Origin of the sequence: Variovorax stachyos, from assembly GCF_051400855.1 — a bacterium.
In the GTDB taxonomy this organism is placed as follows: Bacteria; Pseudomonadota; Gammaproteobacteria; order Burkholderiales; family Burkholderiaceae_C; genus Variovorax.
On record NZ_JBLFFN010000011.1, the window covers coordinates 162,973 to 189,716 of the forward strand.

Consider the following 26,744-nt stretch of genomic DNA (forward strand, 5'->3'; position numbering starts at 1 on the left):
CGCCCCTCCGCCGCTTCAGCGCGATCGACGATGCTGCGCAAGGGCGCGCCGCCTGGCAGCCGGCGTGAGCCGCCGCCGCGGGGTCGCCGTCTCGGGCACCGCCAGCGAGAACACGCCGCGCGGCGCAACCGGCACCGGGCCTTCTTCCGGTCCGCGGCGCGCCATCTCGGCCGTCACGATGCCGGTGGGAACGGCGAGCACGCCCCAGCCGATGAGCATCATCACGGAGGCGATGGCGCGCCCGAGATCGGTCTTCGGCACCAGGTCGCCGAAGCCCACCGTCGCCATGGTCGAGATCGCCCAGTACACCGCGACCGGAATGCTGGTGAAGCCATGCTCGGGGCCTTCGACCACGTACATCAGCGTGCCCATCACCAGCACCACCAGCATCACGAAGCCGACGAAGACGGTGATCTTGCGGCGACTGGCCGCGACCGCGCTCACCAGTGCACGGTACTCGACCGAGTAGCGCGACAACTTGAAGATCCGGAACACGCGCAGGAGCCGCAGCACCCGCACATCGATCAGGTAGGCGAACTCCGGTGCGAGTGCGACCAGGAAGGTGGGCAGCAACGCCAGCAGGTCGATCACGCCGTAGAAGCTCAGGGCGTAGCGCAGCGGCTTCTGCACGCAGGCGAGCCGCCCGAGATACTCGAGCGTGAAGAGCGCGGTGAAGATCCATTCGAGTACGCCGAACACGTGGCCGGCGCGCTCCCTGACAGCTCCCACGCTGTCGAGGATCACCACCGTCACGCTGGTCAGGATCACCGCGATCAGCACCAGGTCGAAGAGTCGGCCTGCCTCGGATTCGGACTCGAAGATCACCGAGAAGAGCGTGCGCCGCCAGCCGTGCGCCGGCTTTCCGAAACGTGCGTCGCCTTCGAGCGGCTCGGCGGCCGGGACTGCGGGTGATTGGGTTGCCAGCATCGTTTCGCTCGCGTGAAGTCAGGGTCCGGCCATTGTCGATGCGCGTCAACGCAGACGAAAGTTCCCAGGGGTGGCCATTCGAGACGTATTCAGTTACGCTTCTTGCGCAATGAAGTGCAGCGAGTTCCGAGCGCGTTCTTACGATGAGCCCTTTTGAGGAGCTTCCCATTGGCCACACAGTCCCCCTTCTTCGGCAAGCGTGATCGCGAACCCGAATCCCTCGTCTCTCGTCCCGCGCCGCTGGTGGGCTCCGGCACCAACCTGTCGGGTGCGCCCGTGACCCCCGCCAACCCGTCGGCACAGTCGGCGACCAGCGGGGTAGCGAAGGAAGGCGGCAGCAAGCTCACCGTCGGCCCCAACATCAAGCTCAAGGGCGTCGAGATCACCGACTGCGACACCCTCGTGGTCGAAGGCCTGGTCGAGGCGACGATGGACTCCCGCGTGATGCAGATTGCCGAGCAAGGCGCCTTCAAGGGCTCTGCCGAGATCGATATCGCCGAGATCCGCGGCCTCTTCGACGGCAACCTGACGGTTCGCGAAAAGCTCGTCATCCATTCCACCGGCAAGGTCACCGGCAAGATCCGCTACGGCAAGATCGTGGTCGAGGAAGGCGGCCAGCTCTCCGGCGAGATCAGCTTCGGTGCCGCCCCCGCCAGCAGCAGTGGCAGCAAGCCGGCGCTGCAGGCCGCCGCCTGAGGCCGCGGGCTCCACTCAGCTCAAGCGTTCGATCAAGGCACCGGCAGCCGCCGGTGCCTTTTCTTTTGCGCCGTTGATGAAGTAGATGAAGACTTCGCGCGTGCTCTTCGCGCCCTTCTTGGCCGTCGTGCGCTCCTCGACGAAGGGCAGCGACTCCGGCAGGCCGCCGTCGGCCCAGGTCTTCGCCGCTTCGGCCCAGGCATCGAGCGCCTTGGGCGCATAGCCGGTCTGCTGCTGGGCGTCGCTCTTCATCAGCCGCGCATAGACGAAGTCGCCGGTCAGATCGGCAAAGGACGGGAACTTGTCCGAGTCGGTGAACACCGTTGCCGCCTGATATTTGCGCGCCAACGCCAGGTACGCCGGCGTCATGAAGCTCGGGTGCCGCACGTCCAGCACATGGCGCAGCGCACGGCTGCCCTCCTTCTTCGGCAGCAGCGCGAGAAAGGCTTCGAAGTCCTCCGCATCGAAGGCCTTCGTCGGCATGAACTGCCAGACGATCGGGCCCAACTTGTCGCCCAGCTCCGTGATCCCGCTCTCGACGAAGCGCGAGACCGACTCCCCGGCGGCCGACAGCTGCTTGCGGTTGGTCGCGAAGCGCGAGGCCTTCAGCGAGAACACGAAGTCCTCCGGCGTCTCGTCGTGCCATTTCTTGAAAGTCGGCGGCTTGAAGCTGCTGTAGTAGGTGCCGTTGACCTCGATGGCGGTGAGCTGCCGGCTGGCGTAGTGCAGCTCGCGGCTGTGCGGCAGCCCCTCGGGATAGAAGTTGTTGCGCCACGGCTCGTAGGTCCAACCGCCGATGCCGACGCGAATGCGCTTGTTCGTGCTGCTGCTCAAATCTGCCTCCGATCGGGATGCCACTGCGAAGCCGGCAGAGATTAGCCCAAAGGGCTGCGGCGCGCGCGGCATGCGCCCATAATTCGCGAGACCCCTTGCCAGTTCCCATACGCGGAGAACCCCATGAACGCTCCCCTGCACCGCGAAATGCCTTTGGGCTTGCTCGACGCCGAGCGCGCCTTGTCCGATGTCTCGACCAAATGGGACCAGGACATCGTGCGCCAGCTCACCGAGTACATCGCCATCCCGGCCAAGTCGCCCGGCTTCGACAAAGACTGGGTGCAGAACGGCTATCTCGACACCGTGCTGCGCAACGCGGCCCAGTGGGTCGAGGCGCAGAAGGTCGAGGGCCTCAAGCTGGAGATCGTGCGGCTCGAGGGACGCACGCCGGTGCTCTTCTTCGAGGTGCCCGCCACCGGCACCGACATGAAGGAGACCGTGCTGATGTACGGCCACCTCGACAAGCAGCCCGAGTTCACCGGCTGGCGCAGCGACCTCGGTCCATGGACGCCCAAGTATGAAGACGGCCTGCTCTACGGCCGCGGCGGCGCGGACGACGGCTACGCCGTGTACGCGAGCGTCGCCGCGTTGCAGGCGCTGAAGGCGCAAGGCGCGGCCCATCCGCGCGTGGTCGGCCTGATCGAGACCTGCGAGGAGTCCGGCTCCTACGACCTGCTGCCCTACATCGACGCGCTGCGGCCTCGCCTCGGCGAAGTCGGGCTCGTGATCTGCCTCGATTCGGGCGCCGGCAACTACGACCAGTTGTGGCTCACCACCTCGCTGCGCGGCATGGCGAGCGGAACGCTGAAGGTGGAGGTGCTGACCGAAGGCGTGCACTCCGGCGACGCCTCGGGCCTCGTGCCCTCGAGCTTCCGCATCATGCGCCAGGTGCTGGACCGCCTCGAGGACAGCAAGACCGGCCGCCTGCTGCCCGAGAGCTTCCACTGCGAGCTGCCGGCCGATCGCCTCGAGCAAGCCAAGGCCACCGCCGCCATCCTGGGCGACGAGGTCTACAAGCGTTTCCCTTGGGCGCACTACGACTGCGGCGGTGCGGCCGCGTTCGCGCTGCCGACCACCACCGACCCGGTGGAAGCACTGATCAATCGCACCTGGAAGCCCACGCTCTCGGTCACCGGTGCCGAGGGCTTCCCGGCCTTGAAGGATGCAGGCAACGTGCTGCGCCCCTATACCGCCTTCAAGCTGTCCCTGCGCCTGCCGCCGCTGGTCGATGCCGACCGCGCCGTGCAGGAGCTCAAGGCGCTGCTCGAAGACAACGCGCCCTACCAGGCCAAGGTCACCTTCGAGAGCCATGGCGGCGCGACCGGATGGAACGCGCCTTCGACTGCGCCCTGGTTCGAGCGCGCGCTCCATGCCGCGTCGCAGGCGCACTTCGGCGCGAGCTGCGGCTACATCGGCCAGGGCGGCACCATTCCACTCATGAACATGCTCAGCGTCGGCTTCCCGAAGGCGCAGATGATGGTCTGCGGCGTGCTCGGCCCCAAGAGCAATGCGCACGGGCCCAACGAGTTCCTGCACGTGCCCTATGCCAAGAAGCTGACCGCCGCCGTGGCCGAAGTGATTGCCGCGCTGCCGGTCGCCCAGGCTGCGGCCGCTTGAAGCCGGGCGCCCGCGAGCCCGTCTTCGAAGCGCTCGCGTGCTGGCCGATGTCCGCTTCCCGCCGGCCTAGACCGCCGCAGCACCCGCGCGCTGCCTGTGGGCCAGCCACAGCAGCGCCGCGCCGGTCAGCAGCACCGGCAGCAGCGAGCCGAGGTTCAGCAGCCGCCAGCCCTGCGTCGTGACCAGCACTCCCGAAGCGAAGGAGCTCAGCGCCAGCGTCGCGAACACGCAGAAGTTGAGTGCACCTTGCGCGCGATCCTTCTCCTCGGCGGTGTACGCCGAGAGCGACAGGGTCGTGCTGCCGGTGAAGAGGAAGTTCCAGCCCACGCCCAGCAGGAAGAGCGCGGCGAGGAACTGGTGCAGCTCCACGCCCGACAGCGCCACCGCGATGCAGGCCAGGTTGAGCAGCAGGCCCACGCCCATCACCGGCAGCGCGCCGAAGCGGCGGATCAGGTGGCCGGTGAAGAAGCCCGGTGCGAACATGCCGATCACATGCCATTCGAGTACCAGCGCCACGTCCTCGAAGGGCAGGCTGCAGACCTGCATCGCGATTGGCGTGGCGGCCATCAGCAGGTTCATCACGCCGAAGCCCAGAGCGCCCGCCAGCGCGGCGACGATGAACACCGGCTGGCGCACGATCTCGCCGAACGGTCGGCCGGCCGTCGCCGCACTTCTGACAGGCGGGGCGGGAAAGTCGATGAAGTGCATCAGGGCCATCGCGAGCAGCGCCACGGCGGCCAGTGCGAGATACGCGCCTGCGAACGGCACCGCGAACCAGTTGCGCGTGATGGCCGCGAGGTTGGGGCCCGCCACGGCACCGATCAGCCCGCCCGCCATCACCAGCGACACCGCCTTCTCGCGCCATGCCGGCGCTGCAAGCTCGGCTGCGGCGAAGCGATAGAGGCTGCCATTCGCGCTGTAGTACCCGGCCACGACCGTGCTCGCGCACAGCAGCCAGAAGTCCTTCCAGAGCGCGGCCTGCGCGCACAGCAGCGCCGAGACCACGGCCACCGCCAGTCCGATCTGGAAGGAGCGGCGCCGGCCGTAGCGCCGCTGCGTACGCGCCACCACGCCGGTGGCGAGCGCGCCGCCGATCACGTACCCCATCACCGGCAGCGTGGCCATCCAGCCGCGCGGCGCCAACGCCAGGCCGACCAGCCCGTTGATCGCGATGAAGGCGACGTTGTTCGTCAGGAACAAGCCCTGGCAGGCGGCGAGCAGCCAGAGATTGCGGTTCATCGAGGCCAGCTCAGCCCTTCTGCAGCAGGCCGCTGAGCGAGGACAGGAGCTCGTCCTGGTTGCCCAGGCCCTCCGCCGGCACCTGGCCCTTGGGCGTGAGGCGATCGACCAGCATGGGCAGCAGCGTCGTCAGCATCGGCAGCAGCGTGGCTGCGTTGATGCCGAGCTTCTGCGCGAGGCCGGAGATGACATCGCTGCCCAACACGTCCTGCAGTTGCCCGCCCGACACCGGCTGGTTCTCGCCCGTGCCGATCCACGAGCCGATGACGTCGCCCATGCCGGCCTGTTCGAACCTGGACACCAGCCCGCCGAGTCCGCCCACCTCGCCGTTGTCGGCGAGCAGCCCGCCCAGCGCACCCGCAAGCCCGCCGCCGCCGAGCCCATCGAGGCCGCCGAAGCCTCCGCCCTGGGGCTGCTGCGGCTGCGCGCCGCCGAGGACTTGTCCGAGTACCGAATCGAGCAATCCCATGATGGGCTCCTGAAGTGAATGAGTGAGCGAGGGGGGAGCGTCGGCTAGGGCTTCGGGCGCGGAGGACGCTTGGGCAGGAGCGGCTCGCTCACGCCCTGCACGCCGACCAGGCCGAGCACGGTCGCGAGGGCATTCTGCGCGCCTTTCCAGCCCTCTGTCACGTCGATCCACTCGGACAGCGCGTGGAAGCCGCCGGTCTTGCCGCCCCCGCCGATGATGATGGCCGGAATGCCGAGCGACATCGGCACGTTGGCATCGGTGCTGGCGCCCGTCAGCAGGGTCTTGTGGCCGAAGGCGCTGTTGGAGCGCACTGCCGCTTCGACGATGACCGAGTCCGAGGGCGTGCGGCCGCCCGGGCGGTCGCCGATCAGCTTGTTGCTGACGCTGAGCGTGCTGACGTTCCAGCGCTTGTTCTCTTCGGCCACCGCCTCGTCGATCGCGGCCAGCACTTTCTTCTCGGTCTCGAGCAGTGCGCCCATATCGTCGGAGCGGATGTCCACTGCCATGCGCGCATCGGGCGCGATGGTATTGACCGAGGTGCCGCCTCCGACGGTGCCCACGGTGAAGGTGGTCTTGGGAAAGCTGGGCGTCTTGATCTCGGCGATCTTGGCGATGGCGCGGCCCATGCCGTGGATCGCGCTGGGCACCTGGCCGAAGGCCGCGTAGCTGTGGCCGCCCGGCCCCCTGAAGCTCACCTCGTAGCGATGGCTCGCGGTGCCCAGCACCAGCACCGTGCCATCGGGCGCGGGCTCGACGCCCACCATGCCGTCGATGTCGAGATGGTCGCGGAAGATGGCCTTCATGCCGCGGAGATTGCCCAGTTCCTCTTCGCCCACGTTGCCGACGAAGAGCAGGTCGCCCACGGTCTGGACCTTGTTGTCGTTCAGCACCTTGAGCCACGACAGCAGCACCGCAAGGCCGCGCGTGTCGTCCGAGATGCCGGGTGCATAGAGCTTGCCGTCCCGCTCCTTCACCTTGACATCGGTGCCGGCGGGAAAGACCGTGTCGAGATGGGCCGAGATCAGCAGCTTGGGGCCGTTGCCCGTGCCCTTGCGCAGACCCACGACGTTGCCCTCGGCGTCGATGTGCGCATCGGTGAGGCCCAAAGCCTTCATGCGCGCGAGGAAGGCCTGCGCGCGCTTCTGCTCCTTGAAGGGCGGCGCCTCGATCTCGGTGAGCATCCGGAGATCTTCGACCGAGCGCTCGTGATCGGCCTTCACCGCGTCGAGCAGTTGCTTGACGGCCGGCGCGGCCAGCAGCTGCGTGTAGGCCTGGTCGACGGCCGGCTGCACCTGGGCGGGAGTCGGCGCAACGGCCGTGCCCTGGGCCTGCACGGCACCCGCAGTGCAGAGGACGGCGAGCAGGAGGGGCGCAAGGCGCAATGGCGCAGGCAGGAGCGATGGCATGGCTGGAAGAGGAGTAGGAGGTGGAGAAAGAGGACGGAGGATTCCGATCAAGAGTGCGCCAGCAATGCAAGCGCCGCCAGCGCCGCGGTCTCGGCGCGCAGCACGCGCGGGCCGAGCGTGAGCGGCGCGAAGCCGCGCGTGATGGCATCGCGCTCCTCGGTTGGGCTCAGCCCGCCCTCGGGCCCGCTGAGCACGCAGGCGCGGCGCAGGCCGGCGCCGGGGGCGCCGTCACCGAGGTCGCGCAGGCTGCGCGCGCCCTCGGCCAGGCTGAGCACGAAGCGCTCGGCATCGTCGATCGGCGGCGATTCGATCCAGCCGGCCAGCGCGCGCACCGGGTGGACCAGCGGGACCCGGTTGCGGCCGCATTGCTCGCAGGCCGCGACGGCGATCGCCTGCCAATGCGCGCGCTTCTTGTCGGCGCGCTCGCCGGCCAGGCGCAGCACGCCGTGCGCGGTCATCAGCGGCTGGATGCTGGCGACGCCGAGTTCGGTCGCCTTCTCGACCAGCCAATCCATGCGCTCGTTGGCCGGCATGCCGATGGCCAGGTGCACGGCGCGCGGCGTCTCGCGTTCGATCGGCACGTGGGCGCCGACCTGCACCGTCACTTCGCTGCGCCCCATGCGCTCGATGGTGGCGTCGTACTCGCCGCCGCTGCCGTCGAAGAGCGTGAGTGCATCGCCGGGCTGCATCCGCAGCACCTGGACATGGCGCGCGGCCCCCGGCGGGAGCGCCATCGTTCCGTGCGCGGCGAGAGCCGTGGTGCTGTGGAAACGCGGCCTCACATCCGCCCGTACGCGAAGCCGCTGAGCGGCTGGGTACCTTCAATCTCGTCGACGGCTCGCAAGAGCGGCGTCAGCTCGCGATAACGGCCTGCCGTCGCGCGGATGTAGGCGATGAAGCGCGGCGTGTCAGCGAGGTAGCGGGGCTTGCCGTCGCGCAGCGTCAGCCGCGCGAAGATGCCCGCGACCTTCAGGTGCCGCTGCAGGCCCATCCATTCGACCGCACGGTAGAAGGCACCGAAGTCCTCGTCCACCGGCAGGCCGGCCTTGCGCGCCTTCTCCCAGTAGCGCACGGTGACGTCGAGCACGAAGTCCTCCTCCCAGCTCAGGAAGGCGTCGCGCATCAGGCTCGCGATGTCGTAGGTGATGGGGCCGTGCACCGCGTCCTGGAAGTCCAGCACGCCCAAGGCCGGGCCACCGGTGATCATCAGGTTGCGCGGCATGAAGTCGCGGTGCACGTAGACGCGCGGCGCCGCCAGGTTGTTCTCGACGATCAGCTGGAAGCTGCGTTGCAGCTGGTCGTGCAGCGTGCCTTCCACCGTCAGACCTCGATGCCGCGCCACGTACCAGTCGGGGAACAACGCCAGCTCACGTTCGAGCAGCGCCCGGTCGTAGGGCGGCAGCACCTGCGGCCTGGACGCCAGCTGCCAGCGGATCAATGCATCGACCGCCCGGCCATAGAGCGGTCGTGCAGCCTCCGGATCGGCCGGGTCGATCACGTCGAGCATGGTCTGGCGGCCGAGATCGTCGAGCAGCAGGAAGCCCTGGGCTTCGTCCCATTCGAGCACCTGCGGTGCGGTCAGGCCGGCCTCGCGCATCAACCGGGCGACCTGAACGAAGGGGGCGCTGTTCTCCTGGGCGGGGGGCGCATCCATCACGATGCGCGTGGTGGCCGCGTCCTCCGTGTCGATGCGGAAGTAGCGCCGGAAGCTGGCATCGGCCGAGGCCGGGCGCACGGTCGCCGGCAGCAACCGGTGACGCGGCCCGACCGCGGCCAGCCACTGCGCGAAGGCGCGGGCGCGTTCCGGATCGCTCCAGCTGATCGTCGGGGATGGCGTCGCGGCGCCGCTGTCCGGGGGCGGGAAAGCTGTCATGGATAATCGATTCTACAAATCCACCCGGCGCGGGCTCCCGCGACTCCGGGCCCTCCGGCGCACTACCCCCGAAGATTCCTTTTCCGTACCGATGCCTGACCTGACCCGAGCTGACTGGCGCCGGTGCCGACCGCCTCTGCCGCTGGCCTTGTTGACGCTGGCGCTGCTGCAAGCCCAGGGCGCGTCGGCACAGGACGCCGGCCTGGACGCGCCGATCATGCTGAAGCGAACGCCGCAACTGCAAGAGACGATTCCCAAGACCCAGCGCGGCGAGCTGCCGACCTTCGTCGACGGGGACCGCATCTCGGGCCGGACCGATCTCGAAACCGTGATCGAAGGCAATGCCTCGCTGCGCCGGGGCGACACGGTGATCCGCGCCGACCGGCTCGAGTACTACCAGCCCGAGGACCTCGCCAAGGCCACCGGCAACGTGCATGTGAACCAGGCCGGCAATGTCTACGAGGGTCCTCAGCTCGAGCTGAAGCTCGAGACCTTCGAAGGCTTCTTCAACAAGGTGCACTACCGCTTCCTGGCCTCGGGTGGCGAGGGCGACGCCGAGCGGATCGACTTCGTCGACAGCAACGTGTCCGTCGCTCGCCAGGCTACCTACACCACCTGCCGGCGCGAAGACTATCCAGGCTGGATGCCGGCCTGGATGCTGAGCGCCGCAACCTTGACCACCGACACCGAGGAGAACGTCGGCGTGGCCACCGACGCGCGGATGAGCTTCATGGGCATCACGACGCCGCCCTTCCCGTCGCTGAGCTTTCCGCTCAGCAACGACCGCAAGAGCGGCTTCCTGCCGCCGACCATCGGCGTCAGCAGCGTCAACGGCGTGGACATCACCGTGCCCTACTACTGGAACATCGCGCCCAACCGCGACGCGACCTTCTACCCCGAGTTGATGGGCAAGCGCGGCGTCAATCTCGGCAGCGAGTTCCGTTATCTCGAGAAGGACTACAGCGGCGACATCCGGGTCGACTACATGCCGACCGACAGCCTGCGCAACCGCAAGCGCTGGGGCATCTGGACGAATCACACCCAGACCTTCGATCCCAAGCCGCTCGGACTGGACGCGCTGAGCGCCTCGATCAGGTTCAATCGCGTGAGCGACGACGACTACTGGCGCGACTTCACGCGCACGCCGTCGCTGACCACGCGCCTGCTCTCGAACGATGCATCGCTCAACTGGACCAAGGGCGACTGGAACGGCATCGTGCGCACGCTGAAGTACCAGACGCTGCAGTACGACCAGTCGCCGATCATTCCGCCCTACGACCGCCTGCCGCAGATCACTGCGAACTACTACAAGTACGACTGGCACGGCTTCGACTTCTCGCTCAACACCGACTACACGCGCTTCCGTGGCGACCCGGTGCAGCAGAGGCAGCCCAACGGCGAACGGGTGTACGCGCTGGCTGCGCTGAGCCGGCCCTTCCTCACGCCCGGCACCTACGTCATTCCGAAGGTCCAGCTGCATACGACCAGCTACCAGTTCGAAGCGCCGCTGTCCAATGGCGCGAACTCGGCCAGCCGCACGGTGCCCACCTTCAGCCTCGACAGCGGCATGATCTTCGAGCGCGATGCCAGCTTCTTCGGCCGAGCCTTCCGTCAGACACTCGAGCCGCGCGCCTTCTACGTCTACACGCCCTTCCGCGACCAGAGCCTGCTGCCGAACTACGACTCGGCCGCCAACGACTTCAACTTTGCGACCGTCTACACCGAGAACGCCTTCTCCGGCAACGATCGCATTTCCGACAGCAACACGCTCACGGTGGGTGTGACCTCGCGGCTGATCGATCCCGAGAGCGGCGCCGAGGCGGCGCGCGTCGGGGTCGCGCAGCGGCTGCGCTTCAAGGACCAGCGCGTCACGCTGCCGGGCACCACGGCCGTGACCGACCGCGTCAGCGACCTGCTGTTCGGCGCCCAGATCAACTGGACGCCGCAGTGGAGCGTGGACGGAACCGTGCAGTACAACCCCGACGACCACAAGTCGACCCGCACGGCCCTGAGCGCGCGCTACAACCCCGGCCCCTATCGCAACATCTCGGCGGCCTACCGCTACCAGGCGAACTCGACGCCGACTGTCAACGACGGCAACAAGTCGCTGGACGTGAGCTGGCAGTGGCCGCTCAACGACCTGTGGGGAGACAAGGGCAAGGACCTCGGCCCGGGCCGCGGCCAGGGCGGCGGACGCTGGTATGCCGTGGGCCGCCTCAACTACAGTCTGCAGGACCGCAAGCTCACCGACGGCGTGCTCGGCATCGAGTACGACGGCTGCTGCTGGATCGGGCGCGTGGTCCTGGAACGCCTCACCACTGGCCAAGCCACGGCCAATACGCGCATCATGTTCCAGCTCGAATTCGTCGGCTTCGCCGCCATCGGAGCAAGTCCCATGCGCACCCTGACCCAGAACATCCAGCGCTACCAGCCTCTGCGGCAACCCTTCCCTGCCCCCAGCCGCTTCACCAACTACGACTGAGCCCCTCTTCGCCATGAATCACATCCGCTCCATCCTCACCCTGGCGTGCCTCGCAACGCTGGCCGCGGCGGCCGGTGCGCAAGGCCAAGGGGGCTCGCGCCCCGGCGTCGGCATCACGGACATCATGCGCAGCGGCCCGCGCCTCGCGCCGGTCCCGGCCGTGCCGCGCGCCGCCCCGGCGCCCGCGGCCCCGACTGCGCAGCGCTCGGCCGAGTACATCGTGGCGCTCGTCAATTCCGAGCCCATCACCAACACCGACGTGCAGTCGCGGGTCGAGCGCCTCCTCAAGGAGAACGCCGAAGCGCAGCGCGTGCCGAGGGCGGAGCTCACGCGCCTGGTGCTGGAGCGGCTGATTGCCGAGCGCACCCAGCTGCAAGCGGCCAAGGAGGCCGGCATCAAGGTCGACGAACTCGCCATCGACCAGGCCGAGCAGACCGTGGCGCGGCAGAACCAGATGAGCCTGACCGAGCTGCGCAGCCGCATCGCGGCCGAGGGCATCTCGCCGCAGACCTTCCGCAACGACCTGCGCGACCAGCTCCTGCTGACGCGCCTTCGCGATCGCGAGATCGAGTCCAAGGTGAAGATCAGCGACGTCGAGGTCGACCAGTTCCTGCGCGAGCAGCGCAACGGTGGCAATGCCGCGGTGCCGCCGAACATCAACATCGCCCAGGTGCTGGTGGCCGTGCCCGAGAACGCCACCGAGGCGCAGGTCGCCCAACTGCAGCAGCGCGCCCAGGGCATCGCCCAGCGCGCTCGCGCCGGCGAGGACTTCGCCAAGCTCGCTCAGGAATTCTCCGATTCGCCCGATCGCGCCAACGGCGGTGTGCTGGGCATGCGCAGCGCCGACCGCTATCCCAGCCTGTTCGTCGAGGCGACGCAGTCGACGGAGGTCAACGGCATCGCGGGGCCGATCCGCTCCGGCGCCGGCTTCCACGTGCTCAAGGTGCTGGCCAAGAGCCAGCCGACGTCGGCCGACGCGGTCGTCACGCAGACCCACGTGCGCCACATCCTGCTGCGCAACGATCCGAAGCGCACCACCGCGCAGGCGGTGGCGCAGTTGGCGGAACTCAAGGAGCGCATCCAGAAGGGTGTCGATTTCGCCGGGCTGGCCCGCGACAACTCGCAGGACGCCAGCGCCAAGGAAGGCGGCGACCTCGGTTGGTCGCGCCCCGGCCAGTTCGTGCCGGAGTTCGAGGAAGCCATGAACCGACTGGCGCCCGGGCAGGTCAGTGATCCGCTCGTGTCCCGTTTCGGCGTGCACCTGATCCAGGTGGTCGCGCGCCGCGACGCCAAGCTGAGCCAGGCCGAGCAGCGCGAAGCCGCCCGTGCCGTGCTGCGCGAGAAGAAGCTCGAGGAAGCGTACGAAACCTGGGCGCAGGAACTGCGCACGCGCGCCTACGTCGAGTACCGCGAGGCGCCGCAACAATGACGCTTGCCCTCGGGCGCCTTTGCCGGCCGGGGCTTGATAGCGCGGTAGAGCCATCGAGATGACGAAGCGCCGCGGCGGCTATCGGTGAAGCACATCGCTCGCAAGCGCTTCGGACAACATTTCCTGTCCGACGCCGGCATCATCGATGCGATCGTTCGAGAGATCTCGCCGCGGCCCGGCGATGCGATGGTCGAGATCGGGCCGGGCCTCGCGGCGCTGACCCAGCCGCTGGTGGAGCGCCTCGGCCGGCTGACAGTGATCGAGCTGGACCGCGACCTGGCGCAGCGGCTGCGCGCGCACGGCCAGCTCGAGGTGATCGAATCGGACGTCCTGAAGGTGGATTTCGCAGCCCTGGCGGCCCGCCTCGCGGTACCGCCAGCCACGGCGCTGCGCGTGGTGGGCAACCTGCCCTACAACATCTCGACCCCGATCCTTTTCCACCTGCTGGACTTCGCCCACCTGATCGCCGACCAGCACTTCATGCTGCAGAAGGAGGTCATCGACCGCATGACCGCGCAGCCGGCCACCTCGGACTACGGGCGACTCAGCGTCATGCTGCAGTGGCGCTACGCGATGGAAAACGTGCTGTTCGTCCCGCCCGAGAGCTTCGATCCGCCGCCGCGGGTGGACAGCGCCGTGGTGCGCATGGTGCCCTTGGCCGAGCCGCCGTCGGTCGACCCAGCCCGACTGGGCGAGATCGTCCAGGTCGCCTTCAGCCAGCGCCGCAAACTGCTGCGTCATAGCCTGGGCAAATGGCTGGAGCAACATGGCTTCGCCGGCGAGTTCGAGACACAGCGGCGCGCCGAAGAGGTGCCTGTGGACGAATACGTCGCCCTCGCCCAAGCCCTCGCTCCATAAAGAAGAAAGCCCGTCGAAGACGGGCTTTTCTGTTCGTGAAGGTCACCGCGCTCAGCCGCGGAAGCGGCCAGCCTGCTCCCCCTTGGGAAAGCGATAGCCACAGCGACGCGATATACGCGCAGCCGGGGCGAGCTGCGCTAAGCCTATGCTGCCGCGAGCCAGTAGCCCGCATTGAAGGGGCTGCTCATGCGCAGTGCCAGGGGGGACACGTCGACCAGCTTGTCGGTGGGCATCTTTTCTGCCGCCGGGTCGCTGTTGTTCTGGAGTTCGATGCCCGAAACCGATTCGGTGCCGTTAGCCTCGTTCGCCCGTTCTGCTTGGCTGGTGGGTGCAGAACGGGCTACAGAAAAGAATAGAAGCACCTGAACGGTATCTTCCGATCGCCCCAGTAGTCCGCGGCGTCCCGGAAGATGTCGAGCAGCTGCTCGCGCGCTTCCTTGTCGAACTTGGCGTTGGCCGGAATCTGCTCGAGCACGATGACAAAGCCGGGCTGCGGGCCCGATTTATGCAACGGGTCTGTCATGCAGTCGTACAGCGCATCGAAGTTCTTGCCGAAATGCTGCGGAAAGGTGAACTGTTGAGCGATCAGGTCCAGCACGTCCTGCTTCGATTGGGCGTTGCCCAGATTGGCATAGAGGAAGTGCTGCCCGGCCGCGTGCGCCGCCTCCTGCAGATCGCTCACGCGAAATGCACGAATCGATTGCACGATATTGGGTCGCACGCCCCGAAGGGTGGGGGTCATCTCCGCTGGTCTTTCCATAGTTGTCGTGGTCATCTTTACCTCAGGGCGCCTGGATGCGCCGCTCCAATCCAGTTCATCGCTCATGGCACGATCCGCCTGAAACTCGCGTAATGGTCTGCCGTGTACCAGCACACCGACGGCACCGTGCGCTCGCCTCCGCAGACGATGCGCCGTGCGCCGCGATCCCGCGAGCCGGGTGTTTCGACCGTGTACTCTCGGTAATGGCCCCGGCGCTCTCGCGGCAAGAGGCGTTCGCGATTGCCGAACACCGAGCCGTCTTTTTCGTATCGGAAGGGGCCACCGTTCAAGATGGCTCCATAAGTGCGCTGGCCCTGCACCGGCAATTCGGCCAGCGCGATCGTTTCCTGTGCCGACCGATCGGCGCGGGTGCCGGCCCATTCACGGGCTTCGACTCCGGCACCTAGGGCCATCAGCAAGAGGCCGGTGAGCGCGAGTTTGGAGACCGGGAACGTGATCGAGGCGTAAGCCGCCATGGGGCACCAGAAGGAAAAGAGCGAGGGCCGAATCGCAGGTCAACCTCCGGGTTAACCCGCAAATTCAAGGCCGCAAGTGTGCCCTAGGGACGCACAAATAGCAAGCGCCTGCTCAATCTTTGAGCAGGCGCCAGGGTCTCATCGGTGCATCTGAAGTTAGCGACCGCTGTCGTACAAAGGCTTAACGCTCGGCGTTGGCATCCGCCACCGTCAAGGCCGTCATATTGACGATACGGCGCACCGTGGCGCTGGCGGTGAGGATGTGCACAGGTTTGGCGGCCCCGAGCAGGACCGGGCCGATCGCGATGTTGCCGCCGGCGGCCGTCTTGAGCAGGTTGTAGGAAATGTTGGCCGCGTCGATGTTCGGGAAAACCAGCAGATTGGCGTCGCCGGCCAGGGCGCTGTGCGGCATGACCTGGGCGCGCTGCTTGCCGTCCAAAGCAACGTCTCCGTGCATTTCTCCATCGACTTCCAGCCACGGCGCCTGTTCGCGCAACAACGCCAGCGTCTGACGCATCTTGACCGCGCTGGAGTGCTCACTGGTGCCGAAATTCGAGTGCGACAGCAGTGCGGCCTTCGGCTTCAGGCCGAAGCGCATCATTTCCTCGGCTGCCATGGTCGTGATCTCGGTCAGTTCCTCGGGGGTCGGATCGTAGTTGACATGCGTGTCGACCAGGAACACCTGCCTGTCGGGCAGCAGCAGGCCGTTCATGCAGGCGTAGATCGGCACGTCCTGGGGAGTGCTCGCGCAACCGCCGGCGCGCTTGCCGATGACCTGGTCGATGTAGCGAAGATGCAGCGCGGTCGTGCCCCAGGTGCCGCAGATCAGCCCGTCCACGTCGCCCTTGTGCAGCAGCATGGCGCCGATCAGCGTGAGCCGGCGGCGCATCTCGATCTTGGCGACCTGCACCGTGATGCCCTTGCGTTCGGTCATCCGGTGATAGGTTTGCCAGAAGTCGCGATAGCGGTGGTCGAAATCGGTGTTCACCACGTCGTAGTCGAGCTCTTCCTTGAGGCGCAGGCCGAACTTCTCGATGCGCTGGGCAATGATCGCGGGCCGGCCGATCAGCGTGGGCCGGGCGATGCCTTCGTCGACCACGATCTGCGCCGCGCGCAGCACGCGCTCTTCCTCGCCTTCGCTGTAGGCCACCCGTTTCTTCGGCGCCCGCTTGGCGGCGTCGAAGATCGGCTTCATGGTGGTGCCCGAGGCGTACACGAAGCTCTGCAGCTTGTCGCGGTAGGCGTCGAGATCGACGATCGGCCGCAGGGCGACGCCGCTGTCGGCCGCCGCCTTGGCGACCGCGGGCGCGATCTTCATCATGAGGCGGGGATCGAAAGGCTTCGGAATGAGGTAGTCGGGGCCGAAGCTCAGCTTCTCTCCCACGTAGGCCGCCGCCACGCGCTCGCTCTGCTCGGCTTGTGCGAGTTCGGCGATGGCGTGCACGGCTGCGACCTCCATCTCGTCGGTGATGGTGGTGGCGCCGCAGTCCAGCGCGCCGCGGAAGATGTAGGGGAAGCACAGGACGTTGTTGACCTGGTTCGGGTAGTCCGTGCGGCCGGTGGCCATGACGACGTCGTCGCGCACCGCCTTGGCGTCCTCGGGCGTGATTTCCGGATTGGGATTGGCCAGCGCGAAGATCACCGGCCTCGGCGCCATCTTGGCCACCATGGCGGGCTTGAGGACCCCGCCGGCGGAAAGGCCGAGGAACACGTCCGCGCCCTCGATCACCTCGGCCAGCGAGCGCGCCGAGGTTTTCTGCATGTATTGGCGCTTGTCGTCGTCCATCAGCTCGGTGCGGCCTTCGTAGACCACGCCGGCAAGGTCCGTCACGAACACGTTCTCGCGTTTGAGGCCGACCTTCAGGAGCAGGTTGAGACAGGCCAGCGCCGCCGCGCCGGCGCCGGAGGTGACCAGCTTGACCTGCCCGATGTCCTTGCCGACCACCTTGAGCCCGTTGAGCATGGCGGCAGCCACCGTGATGGCCGTGCCGTGCTGGTCGTCATGGAAGACCGGGATCTTCATGCGCTTGCGCAGCTCGCGCTCGACGTAGAAGCAGTCCGGCGCCTTGATGTCCTCGAGGTTGATGGCACCGAAGGTCGGCTCCAGCGCGGCAATGACTTCCACCAGCCTGGCGGGGTCCTTCTCGTCGATCTCGATGTCGAACACGTCGACGCCCGCGAACTTCTTGAACAGCACGCCCTTGCCTTCCATCACCGGCTTGGCGGCCAGCGGCCCGATGTCGCCCAGGCCAAGTACCGCGGTGCCGTTGGTGATCACCGCAACGAGGTTGCCGCGCGCGGTGTACTTGAAGGCGTTGACCGGGTCCTTGACGATTTCCTCGCAAGGCGCTGCCACCCCGGGCGAATAGGCCAGCGCCAGGTCGCGCTGGTTCATCATCTGCTTGGTCGCCGCGATCGCGACCTTGCCCGGAACAGGAAGCTCGTGGTACTCGAGGGCCGCCCGGCGCAGTTCTGCGCGCTTGTCTTCGGGCGTGGGGATCGGGGAGGTCAGATCGGACATGTGCCTTGGCTCCGTGCAACGCTTCTTGTAGGGGGCGCCGATTGTAGACCTCGCAATTCGGGGCCAAGCGCCTTGCCGCACCGCTGCAGGTGCCTAAAACCCCCCGGAGCGCCAAGTCATTGTGGCAATATGCCCGTTCAGAAAAACCGGACGAGGAGCGACCATGGCGCTGATGGATTTCATCAAGAAGCAGTTCATCGACATCATCCAGTGGACCGAAACTGGAGACGGGACGCTGGCATGGCGCTTCCCGATGGCTGAAATGGAAATCCAGAACGGCGCCTCGCTCACAGTGCGCGAGTCGCAGGTCGCGGTCTTCGTCAACGAGGGCCAGGTCGCCGACGTGTTCGGCCCGGGCATGTACAAGCTCACCACGCAGACGCTGCCGGTCCTCACCTACCTCAAGAACTGGGACAAGCTCTTCGAGTCCCCGTTCAAGAGCGACGTCTATTTCTTCAGCACCCGCCAGCAGGTCGATCAGAAATGGGGCACGCCCCAGCCGATCACGATCCGCGACAAGGACTTCGGCGCCGTTCGCCTGCGCGCCTTCGGCAACTACAGCTTCCGCATCGGCGACGCCAAGCTCTTCCACACGGAGATCTCGGGTACGCGCGACATCTACACCGTGGCCGACCTCGATGGCCAGCTGCGTGGCCTGGTCCTACAGAACATCAGCAACGCGATCGCATCCAGCGGCGTGCCCTTCCTCGATCTGGCCGCCAACCAGATCCAGTTCGCGCAGGCGCTGGCGGCGCAACTGGTGCCCGAGTTTGCCAAGATCGGCATCCAGCTCGAGGCGATCACGGTCCAGAACGTCTCGCTCCCAGAGGAGCTGCAGAAGATCCTCGACCAGAAGATCGGCATGGGCATGGTCGGCAACGACATGGGCAAGTTCATGCAGTACCAGACGGCGCAGGCGATCCCGAAATTCGCCGAAGGCTCCGGCCAGGGCAGCGGCATCGCCGGCGATGCGATGGGCCTCGGGGCCGGCGTGGCGCTGGGCCAGGTACTGGCGCAGAACCTGCAGCAGGGACTGAATCCAGCCAACGCTGCCGCTGCGCCGGCAGCGCAGCAGCAACCCGCCGTCGCCGTGGTCAACCCGGCCGACGTGATGACCACGCTCGAGAAGCTCGGCGAGCTCAAGACCAGGGGCATCCTCACGCAGGAAGAATTCGACGCCAAGAAGGCGGAACTGCTGAAGAAGCTGGTCTGAGCGCTTTCCGCTCCGGTTGAGCCTGTCGAAGCGTCTTCGACAAGCTCGCAGCGAGCGGACCCTTGCCGTCGCCTTTCGTGGCCACCGACTCTTCCCAACAGCGCTATTACCGCGCGCCCTGCCCCGGCTGTGGCGCGCCGGTCGAATTCCGGTCGGCGCAGTCCACCCACGCCGTCTGCCCCTATTGCCAGAGCACGGTCGTGCGCCAGGGCGATGCGCTCGCGCGCACCGGCAAGATGGCGGAGCTGTTCGACGACTTCAGCCCGCTGCAGCTGTTCGCCGCGGGGCGCATCCAGGACCAGCCCTTCACGCTGGTCGGCCGGCTGCAATACAGCTACGAAGGCGGCCGCTGGACCGAGTGGATCGCCGCGCTCGACGGCGAGCGCACCGGCATCCTGAGCGAGGACAACGGCGCCTACGTCTTCTCGCTGCCCTACGAACTGCAGCGCGAGGCGCCCGATCCGTCCGAGCTGCGCGTGGGCGCCACCACCGCATTCAACGGCCAGAGCTACACGGTGGCCTCCAACGAGCAGGTCCGGCTGGTCTCGGCGCAGGGCGAGCTGCCGCGGCTGCCCGAGCTCGGAAGGCCCTTCGCCGTGGTCGAGCTGCGCAACGACCAGGGCCTGGTGCTGAGCCTCGAGTACGACACCCAGCCGCCTGGCGCCTACCTCGGTCGCGCGGTGCGGCTCGAGGACCTGCAGCTGACCGGCCTGCGCGACGAATCGGCAAAGGAGGAAAGGGGCCGCAGCTTCAACTGTCCCAACTGCGGCTCGCCGGTCACGGTCAACTTCGCAGAGAGCAAGAGCGTCACCTGCCGCGCCTGCAACAGCATCATCGACCTGACGCAGGGCATCGGCGGCGAGCTGCGCCATGCCGCCCAGCACGAGCCGGTGCAGCCGCTGATCCCCATCGGCGCCACCGGCCAGCTGCAAGGCGCGCAGTGGCAGGTGGTCGGCTTCCAGCACCGCATGGGCGTCGCGCCCGGCGACGACGAGCATTTCGGGTGGAACGAGTACCTGCTCTACAACAAGAAGCGCGGCTTCAACTTCCTGGTCGACGCCGAGGATGGCTGGAGCCTGGTCAAGCCCACCACCGGCGCGCCCGCCATGGCCGAAAACGGCTCGCGCGCCACCTACCTCGGCAAGGTCTACCAGCAGCAGTACGCCTACAACGCCGAGACCACCTACGTGGCGGGCGAGTTCTACTGGCAGGTCGAGCGCGGGCAGAAGACCTTCAATCGCGACTTCGCCAGCGGCAGCGCCCTGTTGTCGATGGAGCGCTCGGCCAAGGAGCTGACCTGGTCCTCGGGCAGCAAGATCGACAGTGCCGCGGTGGCGGCCGCCTTCAAGCTGGACGGCAAGAAGGACATGTTCAAGCGCGGCGACGCGTCGCCGTTGAGCGCGGCCGGCAAGCTCGGCTGCGGCACCATCATCCTGATCATCGTGATGATCCTCATCCTCTTGATCATCCTGAGCACCTGCAGCAGCAGTTCGGGCGGTTCGCGCAGCTCGGGCGGTTCTTATGGCGGCTATTCCAGTGGCGGCGGCCACAAATGACGTTTTTTCCGGAGGTCCTTCATGTTTGGAATTGAATGGCTGAGGCCCGCGGCCTTCCTGGGCTCGATCCTCTACGCGCTCATCGGCGTGCTGATGTTCTGGATCACCTTCCTGCTCATCGACAAGCTCACGCCCTACGACCTGTGGCAGGAGCTCGTCGAGAAGCAGAACGTGGCGCTCGGCATGGTGGTGGCCGCGATGAGCCTGGGCATCAGCATCATCGTCGCCGCCGCGATCCATTGATTCGTCACAGCGGTCGATGAGCGAGGCAGCCTTGGATCCGGCTCCCGCGACGGCAGCACGCGGCCCGCAGCCGGTCGAGATCGCGCTGCTGGCCAGCGTGTTCGTGGTCGCGGCCTGCGGCCTGGTCTACGAGCTGAGCGCCGCGGCGCTCAGTTCGTACCTGCTCGGCGACTCGGTGCTGCAGTTCAGCACCATCATCGGCACCTATCTCTTCGCGATGGGCGTGGGCTCCTGGCTCTCGCGCTACTTCGAGCGCCAGCTGCCGGCCCACTTCCTGCGCATCGAGCTGATGGTGGCGCTGATCGGCGGCGCGCTGCCGGCGCTGCTGTTCATCGCCAACGCCTACATCCCGGGGGCCTTCCGCCTGCTGCTCTATGGCCTGGTGCTGGTCGTCGGCACGCTGGTCGGGCTCGAGATCCCGCTGGTGATGCGCATCCTGCGCCGCAACGTGATGCTCAAGGACCTGGTCTCGCAGGTGCTGACCTTCGACTACCTGGGCGCCCTGGCGGTGTCGGTCGCCTTCCCGCTGCTGCTCGTGCCCCAGCTCGGCATGATCCGCACCGGACTGCTCTTCGGGCTCATGAATGCGGCGGTGGCGCTGTGGGCGCTGTGGCTCTTCAGGCACGAGCTGCGCCGCCTGGGCGCGCATGCGCTGGCTTGCGTGCTGGCACTGGGCGCGCTCGCCGCCGCCTTCGTCTTCGCGGGACACATCACGACGCTGGCGGAAGACAAGTTCTATCAAGACCGCATCGTCTTCTGCGAGAGCTCGCCCTACCAGCGCATCGTCGTCACGCGCGGCGGCGCCGGGCACCGGCTCTTCCTCAACGGCAACCTGCAGTTCGCCGAGCGCGACGAGTACCGCTACCACGAGGCGCTGGTGCATCCAGCGATGGCGGCGCAGGGCGCACCGAAGAAGGTGGCCGTGCTCGGCGGCGGCGACGGCATGGCGGTGCGCGAGATCCTCAAGTACCCCTCGGTGGAGAGCATCACGCTGGTCGAGCTCGATCCGAACATGACGCGGCTGTTCAGCGACCACGAGACGCTCGCCGCCCTCAACGGCGGTGCGCTCAAGTCGCCGAAGGTCCGGGTCGTCAACACCGATGCCTTCCATTGGCTGCAGCAGACCGGCGAGATGTTCGACGTGATCGTGGTCGACTTTCCCGATCCCACCAACTTCGCGATCGGCAAGCTCTACACGAATTCCTTCTACGCCTTGCTCGACAGGCGGCTGTCCGCCAGCGGCTATGCCGTGATCCAGACCACCTCGCCGCTGGTCGCCCGCAAGAGCTTCTGGACCGTGGTCGCCACCGTCGAATCGGTCGGCCTGGTGGCGACGCCCTACCACGCGCACGTGCCCAGCTTCGGCGAATGGGGCTTCGTGGTGGCGAGCCGCAGGCCTTTCCGGCTGCCCGACGCCCTGCCCGAGGGACTGCGCTTCCTGACCATGCCGGCGCTGCCCCAGTTGTTCGAGTTCCCGCGCGACATGGCGCGCGTGCCGGCCGAGGTGAACCGGCTGTCCAACCAGACCCTGGTCACGACCTACGAGCAGGAGTGGGGCAAGGTCGTCGGTCACGGGGGATGAAGCGTCGCGCATTCCTCGGTGCTGCGGGTGCCCTGGCGCTCGGCGGCTGCGGTGCGCGGCACGAAATCGAGGGCGGCTTCTCCGGCATCGATGTCGCGCGCGGCCACGCACTGCGCGACGAGGCGTGGCGCAGCACCGACGCGCCCTCGGTCATGCGCCGCACGCGCGTCGTCATCGCCGGCGGCGGCGTGGCGGGACTGGCAGCTGCTCGCGCCCTGCGCATGGCAGGCATCGAGGACTTCGTGCTGCTGGAGCTCGAGGACCAGGCCGGCGGCAACAGCCGCGGCGGCGAGGTGGGCGGCATCGCCTGTCCGCTCGGCGCCCACTACTTGCCGCTGCCGGGCGACGAGGCGCACGAGGTGCAGGACCTGCTCGAGGAACTCGGTCTGCGCCGGCGTGTGGCGGGCCGCTGGGAGTACGAAGAACGCCACCTCTGCCACAGCCCGCAGGAGCGGCTGTTCTTCCAGGGCGCGTGGCAGGACGGCTTGCTGCCCGTGCAGGGCGTGCACGAGCGCACCCTGGCGCAGTACCGCCTGTTCTCGCGGCGTGTGGAGGCCCTGCGGCGCGAGGCGCGCTTCGCCATTCCGACGATGCGCGTGCCGCTTGCGCCCCGCCTGCTGGAACTGGACACCCTGACCTTCGCGGCCTGGCTCGAACGCGAAGGCCTCGACGATCCGCAGCTGCGCTGGTACCTGGACTATTGCTGCCGCGACGACTACGGCGCCGGCAGCGCCCATGTCTCGGCCTGGGCGGGCATTCACTATTTCGCGAGCCGGCACGGTTTCCATGCGCCGGGCGATGACGAGGCCGAGCGCGACGCGGTGCTGACCTGGCCCGAGGGCAATGGCTGGATCGCCCGGCGGCTCGCGGCGCCGCTGGGAGATCGCCTGAAGACCGGCCATGGGGTCCTGCGCATCGCCGAGACCCGCTCGGGCGTCGAGGTCGAGGCCTTCGATGCCGCCGCCGGGGCTCGGGTTCGCTGGCTGGCGGAGCGCTGCGTCGTCGCGCTGCCGGCCTTCATCGCCGCCCGCGTGGTGGAGAACCCGCCCGCGCCATTGCGCGACGCCGCGACCGCGTTGCGCTACGCCCCTTGGCTCGTGGCCAACATGCACCTGCGCGAGCCGCTGGCTGACCGGCCGGGCGCGGCGCCGAGCTGGGACAACGTGGTCTACGGCACGCGCGGGCTCGGCTATGTCGACGCGCGCCACCAGGCGCTGGATCCGACCCCTGGCGCCACCGTGCTGAGCTGGTACCGGCCGCTCGGCCCCAGCGCCTGCGACGGCCCGGACGGCCGGCGCCTGCTGCTGGATCGGCCCTGGAGCGGCTGGCGCGACGAACTGCTGGGCGAGCTGTCGCTGCCTCATCCCGATCTTGCCGCCCTCGTCACTCGCATCGACATCGCGCGCTACGGCCACGCCATGGCCATCCCCGTGCCCGGACTGCTCGGCCGGCTCGGCGCGCGCGAACGCATCGTCGCCGGCCGCCTCGCCTTTGCGCACAGCGACTGGTCGGGCTATTCGATCTTCGAGGAAGCTTTCGTGCGCGGGCACCTCGCTGCAGGGGAAGCCCCGCCGCGCAACACCTGAATTGCACGGCTTTGCGCAATGGCGCAAAATGCGCCAATCAGGAGTGACGCATGCCTTTGCCAACCCCCTTTGCTTCCGTCAAGCTGCCGGCCGCGCTGGTCGACAAGGCGCGCGATGCGGCCCAGCCGATGCGACGCTCGGTGGCGAGCCAGATCGAATATTGGGCCACGCTCGGCCGCGCGCTGGAGCAGACCGGCCTGTCCACCCAGGACAGCCAGGCCTTGATCGCCCGCGAGGAAGGTGCCCGCTACGCCGTCGCCGTCGCCGGCGAGGCGACGCCGGCGCTGTCGTCCGAGCTCGATGCCCTTCATGGCCACGTCCTGGCCCTCGCCCAGTCCGGCGCGCTGGCCGAGCGTGCCAAGGCCGCCGTGGCTGAAAACCGCGCCAAGGCGCAGACCCGTCCGCGCAGCCGCCGCGCGGCCTGATGCCCGTTCTCCATCTGCTCGCCGGCCCGAACGGTGCCGGCAAGTCGACGCTGTACCGTTACCTGATCCAGCCGCGCTATCCGCAGCTTCCCTTCGTCAATGCCGACCTGTACGAGCGCGAACAGCTCGGCCACATCCGCCATGCCGTCCGCCGCTCCGAGGCGGCGCGAGCCTGGGCCGACGCCCGGCGCAAGGCCCACCTGGACGCCGGGGAGGCCTTTGTCAGCGAAACCGTCTTCTCGCATCCGTCCAAGCTGCAGCTCATCGCCGAGGCGCGAGCGCTGGGATTCGAGGTCGCGCTCTATGCGGTGTGCCTGGACGACCCGCGCCGCCTGTTGGAGCGGGTCCAGCAGCGCGTGCACGAGGGCGGCCACGACGTGCCCGTGAACAAGATCCTGGCGCGCTATCCGCGCACCCTCGAAAACCTGCGCCTGGCCGTGCGCGAGGTGCAACTCGCCATGTTGTTCGACGCCGCGGACACCGAGACCGGAGGGCCCCACCTCGTGGCCTCGGTCGTCGGCGGCCAGGTCCGGCCACACGGACCATGGCTGCCCGCCTGGGCACGCAAGGTGCTGGGCCCGGTCGAGGCGGCCGAGGCGACTTAGGGCCGCATCAACGCCTCGATCTCGTCCGGCTTGACCGGCACCCCGCGCGAGATCAGCTCGCAGCCCGTTTCGGTCACGATCGCGTCGTCTTCGATGCGGATGCCGATGTTGTGGAACTGCTCCGGCACGCCTTCGCCCGGCCGCACGTAGATGCCCGGCTCGATGGTCAGCACCATGCCCGGTTTCAGGATGCGGCTGGGGCGGTTCTTGATCAGCTCGTTCGACAGCGGGTCCCTGCGCTCGCTGACTTCGTCCGCCTGCGCGGGCTCTACATAGCTGCCGCAGTCGTGCACGTCCATGCCCAGCCAATGGCCGGTGCGGTGCATGTAGAAGGCGAAGTAGGCGCGGTTCTCGATCACGTCGTCCACGCCGCCCACCTTGTTGGCGTCGAGCAGCCCCAGGTCCAGCATCCCCTGCGAAAGTACCCTCACGGTGGCGTCGTGAGGATCATTGAAGCGAGCGCCTGCTCGCGTCGCAGCGACCGCCGCGTCTTGACTGGCCAGTACCAGCTCGTACAGGGCACGCTGCGGGCCGGTGAAGACGCCATTGGCCGGAAAGGTGCGGGTGATGTCGCTCGCGTAGCCGTCCAGCTCGCAGCCGGCGTCGATCAGCACCAGCTCGCCGTCGCGCACCGGGGCGACGTCGGCGCGGTAGTGCAGCACGCAGGCGTTGGCGCCGGCCGCCACGATCGAGTTGTAGGCCGGGTACTGCGAGCCGCCGAGGCGGAACTCATGCAGCAGCTCCGCATCGAGGTGGTACTCGCGCACGTCGCGGCCTTCGCGCAGCATGCGCGCCGACAGCTGCATCGCGCGAACATGGGCGCGGGCGCTGATCTGTGCCGCGCGGCGCATGGTGTCCTGCTCGTGCGCGTCCTTGATCAGCCGCATCTCGTCGAGCGGCCCGCACAGGTCGTGCTGTCTCTCGGGGCACAGCGCGCCGTAGCGCACCCTTGCGCGTACCGCCGACAGCCAGCCGTCGACGCGCGACTCCAACCCTTTGTGCGTCGCGAAGGGGTACCAGACCGTCTTCTTGTTCTCCAGGAGCTTCGGCATGCGGCTGTCGAGTTCGTCGATCGAGAAAGCCTCGTCGACCCCGAGTGCCGCCGGCGCCGCGTCGGGGCCCAGGCGGTAACCGTCCCAAATTTCCCGCTCGAGGTCCTTTGGGGCGCAGAACAGCGTGGCATGCCCCTCGCTTGTGAGCACTAGGCAGGCGTTGGGCTCGCCGAAACCCGTCAGGTAATAGAAGTAGCTGTCGTGCCGGAACAGGAAATCCGTGTCCCGGTTGCGTGATCGCTCCGGCGCCGTCGGAATGATGGCCACCGCATCCGGTCCCAAATAAGAAGAAAGTTCCTTGCGCCGGGGGATTTGATGATTTGCGGTCATAACGTGTCTATGCAATACCTTTGTAACCACTCTCCTGGAGAGTGAAAACACATAACGAAAACATTTGCAAGAAGAGTTGCCCTGTAGGAGGACGCCCACGTACAAATGACTATCTTGTCAAACTGGAGGTTTTTTTGTTGAATATTTCATATAAAGGCGCGCTTCTATCGACTGTTGTCGCAAGCGCTCTCATAGCAGGTTGCGGAGGAGGTGGCGGCGGCGGCGGCGGCGGATTTGCCGGCCTGGGCGCGACGGCCACAGCGACGGGTACGGACACGGCCGCCGGAAGCGCGGATGCGGGCACCGGCACCAGCACCACGCCAGGCACCCAGGCTCCAGACGCCACCACCCCCGTTCCGAACGAAGTGGTGGACAATTCCGGCGCCATTGCTGCCGAAGCGTACAAGGCAATCGCAGCCCAGTTCGGCAAAGATGCCGGCATCGCTTACCGCTACGGCAACCCTGCACCGGTCGACAACAGCGGCATCCCGACGCTGCACCAGCGCGCGGACCAGACCATGAGCTATCACCCCGGCACCTGGCAGGTGGGTGGTCCGGTGGCGAG

24 protein-coding genes are annotated in these 26,744 nt (G+C 67.5%); 13 read left to right on the forward strand and 11 right to left on the reverse strand.

The genetic code is table 11. The annotated features are described in order from the left end of the window. Positions 1–15: 15 nt before the first annotated feature. On the reverse strand, positions 16–927 hold the full coding sequence (locus ACMGEZ_RS20155; protein WP_436824046.1) for an ion transporter: 912 nt from the start codon (positions 925–927) through the stop codon (positions 16–18). 168 nt (positions 928–1,095) lie between these two features. On the opposite strand from ACMGEZ_RS20155, the gene ACMGEZ_RS20160 reads away from it, so the two are divergent. Beyond that, the gene (locus tag ACMGEZ_RS20160; protein ID WP_436824047.1) at positions 1,096–1,623 is read left to right on the forward strand and encodes a bactofilin family protein; all 528 of its coding nucleotides are present in this window, start codon (positions 1,096–1,098) and stop codon (positions 1,621–1,623) included. A gap of 15 nt (positions 1,624–1,638) precedes the next feature. On the opposite strand, the gene ACMGEZ_RS20165 is transcribed toward ACMGEZ_RS20160, so the two are convergent. Next, positions 1,639–2,457, reverse strand: coding sequence for a DUF72 domain-containing protein (locus tag ACMGEZ_RS20165; RefSeq protein ID WP_436824048.1), 819 nt, complete (start codon positions 2,455–2,457; stop codon positions 1,639–1,641). Between the two features lie 123 nt (positions 2,458–2,580). Between ACMGEZ_RS20165 and ACMGEZ_RS20170 the strand changes: the two genes are divergently transcribed. Beyond that, positions 2,581–4,074, forward strand: coding sequence for a M20 family metallopeptidase (locus ACMGEZ_RS20170; RefSeq protein ID WP_436824049.1), 1,494 nt, complete (start codon positions 2,581–2,583; stop codon positions 4,072–4,074). 66 nt (positions 4,075–4,140) lie between these two features. Here ACMGEZ_RS20170 and ACMGEZ_RS20175 read toward each other — a convergent pair whose 3' ends face one another. From ACMGEZ_RS20175 to ACMGEZ_RS20195, 5 genes are read right to left on the reverse strand one after another with little or no spacing between them, the layout of a single operon-like run. After that, on the reverse strand, positions 4,141–5,313 hold the full coding sequence (locus tag ACMGEZ_RS20175; RefSeq protein WP_436824050.1) for an MFS transporter: 1,173 nt from the start codon (positions 5,311–5,313) through the stop codon (positions 4,141–4,143). Between the two features lie 10 nt (positions 5,314–5,323). After that, positions 5,324–5,782 (reverse strand): YidB family protein, encoded by a 459-nt coding sequence (locus ACMGEZ_RS20180; protein ID WP_436824051.1) that lies wholly within the window; start codon positions 5,780–5,782, stop codon positions 5,324–5,326. A 44-nt stretch (positions 5,783–5,826) separates the two neighbouring features. After that, the gene (locus ACMGEZ_RS20185) at positions 5,827–7,188 is read right to left on the reverse strand and encodes a M20/M25/M40 family metallo-hydrolase (protein ID WP_436824052.1); all 1,362 of its coding nucleotides are present in this window, start codon (positions 7,186–7,188) and stop codon (positions 5,827–5,829) included. Between the two features lie 47 nt (positions 7,189–7,235). Further along, a complete protein-coding gene (locus ACMGEZ_RS20190) occupies positions 7,236–7,970 on the reverse strand; it encodes a 16S rRNA (uracil(1498)-N(3))-methyltransferase (RefSeq protein ID WP_436824053.1) in 735 nt (244 codons plus the stop codon). Beyond that, on the reverse strand, positions 7,967–9,061 hold the full coding sequence (locus ACMGEZ_RS20195) for an aminoglycoside phosphotransferase family protein (RefSeq protein ID WP_436824054.1): 1,095 nt from the start codon (positions 9,059–9,061) through the stop codon (positions 7,967–7,969). Before ACMGEZ_RS20195 ends, ACMGEZ_RS20190 begins: the two co-directional genes overlap by 4 nt. Positions 9,062–9,152: 91 nt before the next feature. On the opposite strand from ACMGEZ_RS20195, the gene ACMGEZ_RS20200 reads away from it, so the two are divergent. The 3 genes from ACMGEZ_RS20200 (at position 9,153) to rsmA (ending at position 13,830) form a co-directional block, all read left to right on the forward strand. Then, positions 9,153–11,543 (forward strand): LPS-assembly protein LptD, encoded by a 2,391-nt coding sequence (locus ACMGEZ_RS20200; RefSeq protein WP_436824055.1) that lies wholly within the window; start codon positions 9,153–9,155, stop codon positions 11,541–11,543. Positions 11,544–11,556: 13 nt separating this feature from the next. Continuing rightward, positions 11,557–12,972, forward strand: coding sequence for a peptidylprolyl isomerase (locus tag ACMGEZ_RS20205; protein WP_436824056.1), 1,416 nt, complete (start codon positions 11,557–11,559; stop codon positions 12,970–12,972). Positions 12,973–13,056: 84 nt separating this feature from the next. Continuing rightward, complete coding sequence (gene rsmA / locus ACMGEZ_RS20210; protein ID WP_436824057.1) at positions 13,057–13,830, forward strand: 16S rRNA (adenine(1518)-N(6)/adenine(1519)-N(6))-dimethyltransferase RsmA; 774 nt, start codon at positions 13,057–13,059, stop codon at positions 13,828–13,830. Between the two features lie 340 nt (positions 13,831–14,170). Here the strand turns inward: rsmA and ACMGEZ_RS20215 are convergent, their stop codons facing one another. The 3 genes from ACMGEZ_RS20215 to ACMGEZ_RS20225 all read right to left on the reverse strand — a co-directional run bounded on the left by ACMGEZ_RS20215 (position 14,171) and on the right by ACMGEZ_RS20225 (position 17,587). Next, entirely contained in the window at positions 14,171–14,605 is a 435-nt protein-coding gene (locus ACMGEZ_RS20215) for a barstar family protein (RefSeq protein ID WP_162577690.1), read from the reverse strand. 47 nt (positions 14,606–14,652) lie between these two features. Next, positions 14,653–15,066, reverse strand: coding sequence for a guanyl-specific ribonuclease (locus tag ACMGEZ_RS20220; RefSeq protein WP_436824058.1), 414 nt, complete (start codon positions 15,064–15,066; stop codon positions 14,653–14,655). Between the two features lie 181 nt (positions 15,067–15,247). After that, the gene (locus ACMGEZ_RS20225; RefSeq protein WP_436824059.1) at positions 15,248–17,587 is read right to left on the reverse strand and encodes an NADP-dependent malic enzyme; all 2,340 of its coding nucleotides are present in this window, start codon (positions 17,585–17,587) and stop codon (positions 15,248–15,250) included. A gap of 163 nt (positions 17,588–17,750) precedes the next feature. Here ACMGEZ_RS20225 and ACMGEZ_RS20230 point away from each other — a divergent pair, with 163 nt between their 5' ends. The 7 genes from ACMGEZ_RS20230 (at position 17,751) to ACMGEZ_RS20260 (ending at position 24,797) form a co-directional block, all read left to right on the forward strand. Continuing rightward, entirely contained in the window at positions 17,751–18,800 is a 1,050-nt protein-coding gene (locus ACMGEZ_RS20230) for an SPFH domain-containing protein (protein ID WP_436824060.1), read from the forward strand. A 77-nt stretch (positions 18,801–18,877) separates the two neighbouring features. Further along, the gene (locus ACMGEZ_RS20235) at positions 18,878–20,356 is read left to right on the forward strand and encodes a DUF4178 domain-containing protein (protein ID WP_436824061.1); all 1,479 of its coding nucleotides are present in this window, start codon (positions 18,878–18,880) and stop codon (positions 20,354–20,356) included. Positions 20,357–20,377: 21 nt separating this feature from the next. Then, on the forward strand, positions 20,378–20,599 hold the full coding sequence (locus tag ACMGEZ_RS20240; RefSeq protein ID WP_436824062.1) for a DUF350 domain-containing protein: 222 nt from the start codon (positions 20,378–20,380) through the stop codon (positions 20,597–20,599). 16 nt (positions 20,600–20,615) lie between these two features. Beyond that, positions 20,616–22,181, forward strand: coding sequence for a polyamine aminopropyltransferase (locus ACMGEZ_RS20245; protein WP_436824063.1), 1,566 nt, complete (start codon positions 20,616–20,618; stop codon positions 22,179–22,181). After that, entirely contained in the window at positions 22,178–23,767 is a 1,590-nt protein-coding gene (locus ACMGEZ_RS20250) for an FAD-dependent oxidoreductase (RefSeq protein WP_436824064.1), read from the forward strand. The genes ACMGEZ_RS20245 and ACMGEZ_RS20250 overlap by 4 nt, the downstream gene beginning before the upstream one ends. A 50-nt stretch (positions 23,768–23,817) precedes the next feature. Next, positions 23,818–24,192 carry a TA system antitoxin ParD family protein gene (locus tag ACMGEZ_RS20255; protein WP_436824065.1) on the forward strand — a complete coding sequence of 125 codons (375 nt, stop codon included), beginning with the start codon at positions 23,818–23,820 and terminating at the stop codon, positions 24,190–24,192. Continuing rightward, on the forward strand, positions 24,192–24,797 hold the full coding sequence (locus ACMGEZ_RS20260; RefSeq protein WP_436824066.1) for an ATPase: 606 nt from the start codon (positions 24,192–24,194) through the stop codon (positions 24,795–24,797). Before ACMGEZ_RS20255 ends, ACMGEZ_RS20260 begins: the two co-directional genes overlap by 1 nt. On the opposite strand, the gene ACMGEZ_RS20265 is transcribed toward ACMGEZ_RS20260, so the two are convergent. Further along, a complete protein-coding gene (locus ACMGEZ_RS20265; RefSeq protein ID WP_436824067.1) occupies positions 24,794–26,179 on the reverse strand; it encodes an aminopeptidase P N-terminal domain-containing protein in 1,386 nt (461 codons plus the stop codon). The two genes, ACMGEZ_RS20260 and ACMGEZ_RS20265, sit on opposite strands and share 4 nt — an antisense overlap. A gap of 137 nt (positions 26,180–26,316) precedes the next feature. Between ACMGEZ_RS20265 and ACMGEZ_RS20270 the strand changes: the two genes are divergently transcribed. After that, positions 26,317–26,744, forward strand: a 428-nt coding sequence (locus ACMGEZ_RS20270) for a hypothetical protein (RefSeq protein ID WP_436824068.1), incomplete at its 3' end; no start/stop codon positions are given.

Excerpts from the sequence above, each read along its gene's own strand:
- ACMGEZ_RS20155 (WP_436824046.1), bottom strand. The coding sequence starts at position 927 with ATGCTGGCAACCCAATCACCCGCAGTCCCGGCCGCCGAGCCGCTCGAA.
- ACMGEZ_RS20170 (WP_436824049.1), top strand. The coding sequence starts at position 2,581 with ATGAACGCTCCCCTGCACCGCGAAATGCCTTTGGGCTTGCTCGACGCC.
- ACMGEZ_RS20175 (WP_436824050.1), bottom strand. The coding sequence starts at position 5,313 with ATGAACCGCAATCTCTGGCTGCTCGCCGCCTGCCAGGGCTTGTTCCTG.
- ACMGEZ_RS20180 (WP_436824051.1), bottom strand. The coding sequence starts at position 5,782 with ATGGGATTGCTCGATTCGGTACTCGGACAAGTCCTCGGCGGCGCGCAG.
- ACMGEZ_RS20185 (WP_436824052.1), bottom strand. The coding sequence starts at position 7,188 with ATGCCATCGCTCCTGCCTGCGCCATTGCGCCTTGCGCCCCTCCTGCTC.
- ACMGEZ_RS20195 (WP_436824054.1), bottom strand. The coding sequence starts at position 9,061 with ATGACAGCTTTCCCGCCCCCGGACAGCGGCGCCGCGACGCCATCCCCG.
- ACMGEZ_RS20200 (WP_436824055.1), top strand. The coding sequence starts at position 9,153 with ATGCCTGACCTGACCCGAGCTGACTGGCGCCGGTGCCGACCGCCTCTG.
- ACMGEZ_RS20205 (WP_436824056.1), top strand. The coding sequence starts at position 11,557 with ATGAATCACATCCGCTCCATCCTCACCCTGGCGTGCCTCGCAACGCTG.
- ACMGEZ_RS20215 (WP_162577690.1), bottom strand. The coding sequence starts at position 14,605 with ATGACCACGACAACTATGGAAAGACCAGCGGAGATGACCCCCACCCTT.
- ACMGEZ_RS20220 (WP_436824058.1), bottom strand. The coding sequence starts at position 15,066 with ATGGCGGCTTACGCCTCGATCACGTTCCCGGTCTCCAAACTCGCGCTC.
- ACMGEZ_RS20225 (WP_436824059.1), bottom strand. The coding sequence starts at position 17,587 with ATGTCCGATCTGACCTCCCCGATCCCCACGCCCGAAGACAAGCGCGCA.
- ACMGEZ_RS20230 (WP_436824060.1), top strand. The coding sequence starts at position 17,751 with ATGGCGCTGATGGATTTCATCAAGAAGCAGTTCATCGACATCATCCAG.
- ACMGEZ_RS20240 (WP_436824062.1), top strand. The coding sequence starts at position 20,378 with ATGTTTGGAATTGAATGGCTGAGGCCCGCGGCCTTCCTGGGCTCGATC.
- ACMGEZ_RS20245 (WP_436824063.1), top strand. The coding sequence starts at position 20,616 with ATGAGCGAGGCAGCCTTGGATCCGGCTCCCGCGACGGCAGCACGCGGC.
- ACMGEZ_RS20250 (WP_436824064.1), top strand. The coding sequence starts at position 22,178 with ATGAAGCGTCGCGCATTCCTCGGTGCTGCGGGTGCCCTGGCGCTCGGC.
- ACMGEZ_RS20255 (WP_436824065.1), top strand. The coding sequence starts at position 23,818 with ATGCCTTTGCCAACCCCCTTTGCTTCCGTCAAGCTGCCGGCCGCGCTG.
- ACMGEZ_RS20260 (WP_436824066.1), top strand. The coding sequence starts at position 24,192 with ATGCCCGTTCTCCATCTGCTCGCCGGCCCGAACGGTGCCGGCAAGTCG.
- ACMGEZ_RS20265 (WP_436824067.1), bottom strand. The coding sequence starts at position 26,179 with ATGACCGCAAATCATCAAATCCCCCGGCGCAAGGAACTTTCTTCTTAT.